The organism is uncultured Moraxella sp., from assembly GCF_945873075.1.
In the GTDB taxonomy this organism is placed as follows: domain Bacteria; phylum Pseudomonadota; class Gammaproteobacteria; order Pseudomonadales; family Moraxellaceae; genus Moraxella.
This window is the reverse complement of the sequence record NZ_CAMCBS010000046.1, coordinates 1-7,131: the sequence shown is the minus strand read 5'-3', so window position 1 is coordinate 7,131 and position 7,131 is coordinate 1. Positions and strand designations below refer to the sequence as shown.

8 protein-coding genes are annotated in these 7,131 nt (G+C 48.1%); all 8 read right to left on the bottom strand.

Annotation, left to right across the window (positions count from 1 at the left end; translation table 11 throughout):
* Nucleotides 1–4: 4 nt before the first annotated feature.
* Nucleotides 5–508 (bottom strand): ribosome biogenesis factor YjgA, encoded by a 504-nt coding sequence (yjgA, locus tag Q0N89_RS09525; RefSeq protein WP_078254724.1) that lies wholly within the window; start codon nt 506–508, stop codon nt 5–7.
* 18 nt (nt 509–526) lie between these two features.
* Entirely contained in the window at nt 527–1,429 is a 903-nt protein-coding gene (rapZ, locus tag Q0N89_RS09520) for an RNase adapter RapZ (protein WP_294035810.1), read from the bottom strand.
* A gap of 83 nt (nt 1,430–1,512) precedes the next feature.
* Entirely contained in the window at nt 1,513–2,352 is an 840-nt protein-coding gene (gene panC, locus Q0N89_RS09515; RefSeq protein WP_294035808.1) for a pantoate--beta-alanine ligase, read from the bottom strand.
* 46 nt (nt 2,353–2,398) lie between these two features.
* Nucleotides 2,399–3,226 (bottom strand): 3-methyl-2-oxobutanoate hydroxymethyltransferase, encoded by an 828-nt coding sequence (panB, locus tag Q0N89_RS09510; protein WP_294035806.1) that lies wholly within the window; start codon nt 3,224–3,226, stop codon nt 2,399–2,401.
* A 93-nt stretch (nt 3,227–3,319) separates the two neighbouring features.
* The gene (gene folK / locus Q0N89_RS09505; RefSeq protein ID WP_294035804.1) at nt 3,320–3,808 is read right to left on the bottom strand and encodes a 2-amino-4-hydroxy-6-hydroxymethyldihydropteridine diphosphokinase; all 489 of its coding nucleotides are present in this window, start codon (nt 3,806–3,808) and stop codon (nt 3,320–3,322) included.
* A gap of 11 nt (nt 3,809–3,819) precedes the next feature.
* Nucleotides 3,820–5,751, bottom strand: a complete 1,932-nt coding sequence (gene pcnB, locus Q0N89_RS09500) for a polynucleotide adenylyltransferase PcnB (RefSeq protein WP_294035802.1) — start codon at nt 5,749–5,751, stop codon at nt 3,820–3,822.
* A gap of 195 nt (nt 5,752–5,946) precedes the next feature.
* A complete protein-coding gene (locus Q0N89_RS09495) occupies nt 5,947–6,288 on the bottom strand; it encodes a ComEA family DNA-binding protein (RefSeq protein ID WP_294035800.1) in 342 nt (113 codons plus the stop codon).
* Nucleotides 6,288–7,091 (bottom strand): nucleoside triphosphate pyrophosphohydrolase, encoded by an 804-nt coding sequence (gene mazG, locus Q0N89_RS09490; protein ID WP_294035798.1) that lies wholly within the window; start codon nt 7,089–7,091, stop codon nt 6,288–6,290. Before mazG ends, Q0N89_RS09495 begins: the two co-directional genes overlap by 1 nt.
* Nucleotides 7,092–7,131 lie beyond the last annotated feature (40 nt).

Here is a 7,131-nt window from a genome sequence, read left to right as displayed (position 1 = left end):
CAGCTTAGGTCGATAAAATCGCCACTTCTTTGACATAGCTGTGAAAATCCGCCAAGCTTTCTTCTAATAATTCATCATCACCCAAGTGCTTGGCATATTCAATCCAAAGCAAGAGCTGATAAATGCTATTAAACTCGCTGGCATTAAACTGCTTCACAAACTGCTTAATCGTCGCTTCATCGGATAAATTCAGACGGCTATACCAAGTCTCAATCTTGGCGATTTGCTCTGGGGTGAATTTGCATTCAAACAATGCCGCTGTCAGGCTGTGGCGGTCTTCTTCGACGATGAGCTTGCCGACACGCTTGATTTGGCGGTTTTTGGCAGCGGCGGCACTGATACTAGATAATTGCGCCAACTCATCCAAAAAATACTCGCTGACTGGCAGGTTTTTTTGTTGTTTCTTAGAAAGATTCGCCAATGGCAAAGCCAGCGCCTGCAAGCGTTCGTGGGATTTTTTGATTTCGGTGCGAGAAACTCGCATATCCATTTTTGACCAGTCAATCATACTATTCTCAATTTAAAATTAACAGCACCAGTAGCGTTTTTCACGGTGCTTTGCCACCACTTTCATCGAAGTTGGTAGGCTTTGATTTAATTTGGCTTCTACCGCTCGGGTGACATACACCGAGCGATGCTTGCCACCCGTGCAGCCGATGGCAATGGTGATACTGTGACGGTTGTTGTGCAAGAAATTTGGCAACCACTTACCCAAAAACTTGGCAATATCATCCGCCATCTCATCCACTTCTGGATACTGCCCAAAAAACGCCTGCACATCAGCATCTTCACCTGTCTGTGCACGCAGTGCTTCGTCCCAATGGGGATTTGGCAAAATCCGCACATCAAACACAAAATCAGCATCAATCGGCGTACCATATTTAAAGCCAAACGACAGTAAATTCACCGTCACCGTCGTCTGTACGCCCAAGTGGTCACGCACACGCTCTTTGAGCTCATGGGTGTTGAGCAGGCTGGTGTTAATCTTGATATCAGCAAGCTGGGCGATGGGCTCAAGCAGACCAATCTCGCTATGAATCGCCTTGGGCAGATTACCCACCGTGCCATTCGCCATCAAAGGATGAACTCGGCGTGTCGCCCCAAATCGTGCCACCAGCACTGGCTCATCTGCGGTCACATACAGCACTTTGATGGCAGATTCGCCATATTGACGAATCAGCTCTTCGTGCACCATGGGGAAATTGGACAAATCCGCCCCCGGCACACGCACATCCACGCCCAGACCGATTTTGCGGATATTGGTATCATCAGTCAAACGAGCCACCGCCCCTGACAGCAAAGATGGCGGTAGATTATCAATGACATAATAGCCAAAATCTTCTAGGATATTAAGCACCGATGTCTTGCCCGAGCCACTACGCCCTGAGACGATGATGATTGAAATTGGGCTGTCTTGTACCTGTTCCATGTGAAACCTTTTTTTGTCATCAATTGACCGATAATTACTTCAAATTGCCAAAGCGTCAAGCAAGCTATCAAACTGCCATCATGTTAGCTCAAATCCACTTCCAGATTATCCAGCAGTCGTGCCTTGCCAAGCCATGCCGCCGCCAAAATCACCAACGCTTTATCCGCTTGACTGACAGTTTGTAATTGGCGATTATAAATTTCTAGATAATCCACCACAAAACCTGCTTGGCTAAGTGTCGCTTTGGCATCATCAATCAAGGCATCATAATCAATGATGCTTGCTTGAGTCAGCTTATCCGCCAACGCCTTGAGCGTCTGTGACAACACAGGGGCAACCGCTCGCTCATCGGCACTTAGATACTGATTGCGTGATGACAGCGCCAAGCCATCATCAGCTCGCACGATGTCAGCGCCGATGATGTCGATGCCAAAGTTCAACTCATCATTAAGCTGTCGGATGATGGCAAGCTGTTGATAGTCTTTTTTGCCAAAGACCGCCACATCAGGGCGTACGATATTGAATAATTTACTCACCACCAAGCCCACGCCATCAAAATGCGTCGGACGAGATTTGCCACACAATAGCTTGGTAATCTCACCAGATAGCACCTGCACATTTGGCGGATAAGTCGGATACATCTCATCGACACTCGGCGCAAAGACAAAATCCACGCCCACGCCATCAAGTGCCGCCACATCGGCATCAAGCGTGCGTGGATAGCTGTCAAAATCTTCGCCCACACCAAACTGCGTCGGATTGACAAAAATACTCACCACCACGACATCGGTATGGCTGCGTGCGATTTTGGCAAGGGTGAGATGTCCATTGTGCAGATTGCCCATCGTCGGCACCAAAGCGATTTTGCCTTGTGTCGCAGACAATGCCGCTTGTAGCTCATTGATGGTATGAAAAATTTGCATCAGCGTATCCTTGTTGTTGTCATTATTAGATTAATGGATTATTGAATTAAAAGGTATGCTCATCAGTTGGGAAAGTTTGATTTTTGACCGCTTGATGATAAGCGGCGAACGCCCCTGTGATATCGCCTGTGGTGTTGGTGCTGTCTGTCATAAAATTTTTGACAAATTTGGCAGGCTTACGAGTATAGACGCCCAGCATATCATGCATCACCAGCACCTGCCCATCGGTATCCACGCCTGCACCGATACCGATGACAGGCACAGCGACCGACTCGGTGACTGCTTTGGCAAGTGTCGCCGGCACACACTCAAGCAAGAACATCGCCGCCCCTGCTTGCTGTAGAATCTGCACATCTTCAAGTAGCTTGGCAGCGGCTTCATCGGTCTTGCCCTGCACCTTATAGCCGCCAAAGACATTGACCAACTGTGGTGTCAGCCCTAGATGCACACAAGTCGGCACGCCTGCTTGCGCCAATGCTTTGACCGTATCGGCAAGCTCACGACCGCCTTCGATTTTGATGACATTCGCACCTGCTTGCATCACCGCACGACTGCTATTGATGGCATCAGATAAAGTAGAATAACTTAAAAATGGCAAATCGCATAAAATCAGTGCCGTGCGATTGGCGCGAGCGATATTGGCGGTGTGATACGCCATATCTGCCACCGTCACAGGTAGGGTTGAGTCATGACCTTGTACCACCATACCCAAGCTATCACCGACCAAGATGGTCTCAATCCCCGCTTGGTTCATCGCATGGGCAAAGCTGGCATCATAGCAAGTTAGGCAAGAGAATTTCTCGCCTTTGGCTTTGAGTTTGTTAAGCGTGCTTAAAGTGACTGGTGCGGTGCTTGGTGTGGCAAGATAGCTCATTATTATAATTCCAAAATTGCAAAATTTTATCAAAATCTCATCACCAATTCAGCCATCAGCTTGGTTGGTGATACTTGATGTATTGATGGTGATTTATTTTGCTAATTCAAGCCCTTGCCAATCTTGGGCGGCAGGTAGCTGTGCCAATTTTTGCCCTTGTACCATCAATTCAGGCGTCAGCTCAAGCAGTGGAATCAGCACAAAATTGCGTAGCATCAGCTCTTTGTGCGGAACAATCAATCGCTCACTGTCAATCACATCATCGCCATACAATAGCACATCGACATCTAGGCTACGCTCACCCCAACGGCGCAATCGCACACGCCCTGCGTTCATCTCAAGATTTTGGCAAAAATCCAGCAGCGCCAATGGCGATAGCCGTGTATCCGCCATCAATACCGCATTGACAAAATCAGGCTGGTCGGTGACGCCATACGCCTTGGATGTGTATAGTGATGACATCTTGACATTGGCAAAGTCAGCACTGCGCTCAAAGGCGGATACGGCATGATGGATATGTTCGGTGGGCGTGCCAAGCTCATTGCTGATATTACCGCCGAGTCCGATATAGCAAGTGGTCATCGAGTTATCCATCACTCATCCGCCTTTGGCTTGGCATTGGATTTGCGACTGCGACGACGCTTAGGCTTATCTGCATTATCATCGGCTGATGCGACTTTTTTGGCACTGCGTTTGGCTGCTACCTGATTGGCTTTGGGCTCGCCTTTGCCTAGACCTTTAGCACTTGAACCTTTGGCAGATTTGCTTGCTTTGGCAGTTTTTGCTTTATTGTGGTTTTTGATGGCTTCATCTTGCATGAGTAGCTTAGGCACGCTCACCTGCTGAATCGGTCGACGCTTTGGCACATCATCCATCACCACATCTGTCATCTCATCATCTTGTACTACCACATCACTTTCGTTTAGCCCAGCTTCACGCTCAAGGATGGATAAGCTCGATGACGGCTTACGCTTACGATGGCGAGATGATGGAATATACGGCTCATCATTGGCGAGTAGCTTGGCAAAGTCTTCATTGCTATAACTCACCGTGGCAAACACAGGCACAGGCACCGATGGCAGGCTACTTTGCTTGTCAGCTTTGAGCAGTTCATCCGCACCTGCCACCACGAACAACGGCTCGGGGCGTGTGGTAATCGGTCGATCATCATGACGCAGTGACAGCTCTTTTAGTTGCTCAAGCTCAAGGCTCTTGGCATCTTTTGCCATGCGATCACGACGGCGACCGCGTTTGGGTGCATTTGCCCCATTGGCAAAGTCTTCGATCATCCAAGCCTTATCGGCAGCCGACGCTTCTTGATAAGCTTGCCACCATGCGCCCATGCCATTGGTCGGCTCGGATAAAGGATGGTTGTCATGACTTTCTCTTAACACCAGAAAATCAAACGCCGCTCGAAACTTCGGTAAACGCTCAAGATTGGCGATGTCTTTGATGCGTGGATTGACAAGCTTTGGCTGCAAGATCCAAATATCACTGATAAACTGCTCGGCAAATTTTGGAATGGCGGTCTTGATGCGCTGGGCATCGATGGTTTTTTCGGCAGCTTTTAGCTGTGCTTCATAAAATGGCAGTCCACGCTTTTTGTATTTGGATAATTGGTGCAGATAATTTTCCCACAGTAGCGCCGCATAAAAGAACGCAGGATTAACCCCTTTACCATCTGCCACACGGCGATCGGTATTAATCGCCACCGCCATCATCAGTGCCGACGGCTCATTTGGTGCATATGCCATCAGGCTATCCATCGCCCCATGCTCGAACAGTAGCGGTAATAATGGCGTCAGATAACCACCGCCAAACATCTTTTGGGTTTCGTCATACAAGCGATGCGCCGACACCTGCTCAAGCAATGCCCAGTTATCCGCACAAAACTGCTTGGCAAGCGCATCATCAAATTCAAAGCCCAGTTTCGCCTTAAATCGCAACGCTCGAAGCAGACGCACAGGATCTTCTTCGATACGCACTTTGGCATCACCAAGCAGTCTTAGGGTGCGACTGTCAATGTCGTCAAGCGCATCACAAAAATCCAGCACTTCGCCCTTGATCGGCTGATAATACAAGGCATTGATACTAAAATCACGACGAGCAAAATCCTGCTCAATATCCCCCCAGACATTATCTCGGGTAATCATACCTTCGTCTGTGGTGTGTGTGTCGTCCTTGGGCGGCGCACGAAATGTCGCCACTTCAATCATCTCACGACCCGAATACACATGGGCAAGCTGAAAACGACGCCCGATAATACGGCATCGACCACCAAAAATCGCCTTGATCTCATGCGGGCGAGCATCCGTCACCGCATCAAAATCTTTGGGCGCAAGACCAAGCAAGCTATCACGCACACCGCCACCGACGATATACGCTTCAAAGCCTGCTTTATTGAGTGTGCCGACCACTTCGACGATGCTGTGTGGCAAACTGCCCTTTTGTAATTGCAGTGATTTTGCCGAATGTGTGGTGCGAGTGATTTTCTTTTGTTTTGGCTTTTTAGGCGATCTGCCCATGCCTACTCCTTGAATGATGGGCTATAGCCCCTACAACTTATCTTACTAAACCCTTTATTTTAACGCTTTTGACCCAAAAAAGCGAATAAAAAAGGCGTAAAATGGCGCATCTTGATGGCTTTTGGTTGCTTTTGATGCCTTGTGATGATTTTTTTTGGGGATTTTTGGCAAGGTTTACAAAGCTTTACGGACAAGTCAGTCCATCACCGATAGCCGATGGCGATTTTTATCAATGGTTGCCTTGCCAATGCCTTTGACTTTGGCGAGCTCATCCACCGAACCAAAGCGACCGTGCCGAGCTCGATACTCAATAATCGCCGCCGCACTGGCATGACCAATTCCTGATAAGCTCACAAGGCTTGCCGCACTTGCGGTATTGATATTCACCACGCCTGCTTGGGCTTGCCGCTCTTGTTTGACAAGCACTTGATAAGCACTGATGGCATCAGGATAGCATTGCTTGGGTGCGCTTGTATCCGCCCATGACTGATGAGTGATACTTAATAATATCAATATTGATAACGCTTGGTGTTTCATCACAGCCCTTGTGATTTTGCCAAATCCCACAGCTGATCCATCTCATCGAGCGTGGCATCATCTACGGTTTTACCATCGTTGGCTAGTGTATCAACGATAAAGCCAAAGCGACGGCGGAATTTCGCCACCGATCCCAAAGTCGCCATCTCGCTATTGATACCAAGCTTGCGAGCGACATTGACAAGACTCAAAAAACAATCGCCAATTTCATCATGAAGCCTTGATTTATCAAGCTTGTCTGTCGGTAAATATTGACCATCGGCATCTTGGAGCAAGGCTTGTAATTCGCCAATCTCTTCATGTAGCTTAGCGATAGCACCATCGACATGATCCCAATCAAAGCCAACTTTGGCGACTGCTTTTTGGATATCTTGCGCTTGCATGAGACTACTGCCTGCTTTGACATCCAAGATACGGCGTGCAGGTTTGCCTTGATCTTCAAGCTGTTTAATCTCATCCCAGCGACGCTTGACATCTTCGTCAGTTTTTAGATTTTCTTTATCAAAGACATGGGGATGACGACGGATTAATTTGGTCATCAGCGTCTCAATGACATCACCAAAATCAAATTTACCCTGCTCTTGGTATAGATGCGCATGGAACACCACCTGTAGTAGCACATCGCCAAGCTCACCTTTGATGTCATCGATATCGCCCAGATTGACCGCTTCAACCAGCTCATAAGCTTCTTCGATGACATACGGTGTCAGGCTTTGGTTGGTCTGCTTGGCATCCCACGGGCAGTCGCATCGTAGGCGTGCCATCAGGGCAAGTAAATCGGCAATGTCTCGGCTTGGGGTCATATAATTATCCTAAATATAATTATCCTAAAATAAAACCATC

What these genes read in the sequence shown, in the direction of transcription:
- yjgA (WP_078254724.1), bottom strand. Translation starts at nt 508, where the DNA reads ATGATTGACTGGTCAAAAATGGATATGCGAGTTTCTCGCACCGAAATC.
- rapZ (WP_294035810.1), bottom strand. Translation starts at nt 1,429, where the DNA reads ATGGAACAGGTACAAGACAGCCCAATTTCAATCATCATCGTCTCAGGG.
- panC (WP_294035808.1), bottom strand. Translation starts at nt 2,352, where the DNA reads ATGCAAATTTTTCATACCATCAATGAGCTACAAGCGGCATTGTCTGCG.
- panB (WP_294035806.1), bottom strand. Translation starts at nt 3,226, where the DNA reads ATGAGCTATCTTGCCACACCAAGCACCGCACCAGTCACTTTAAGCACG.
- folK (WP_294035804.1), bottom strand. Translation starts at nt 3,808, where the DNA reads ATGACCACTTGCTATATCGGACTCGGCGGTAATATCAGCAATGAGCTT.
- pcnB (WP_294035802.1), bottom strand. Translation starts at nt 5,751, where the DNA reads ATGGGCAGATCGCCTAAAAAGCCAAAACAAAAGAAAATCACTCGCACC.
- Q0N89_RS09495 (WP_294035800.1), bottom strand. Translation starts at nt 6,288, where the DNA reads ATGAAACACCAAGCGTTATCAATATTGATATTATTAAGTATCACTCAT.
- mazG (WP_294035798.1), bottom strand. Translation starts at nt 7,091, where the DNA reads ATGACCCCAAGCCGAGACATTGCCGATTTACTTGCCCTGATGGCACGC.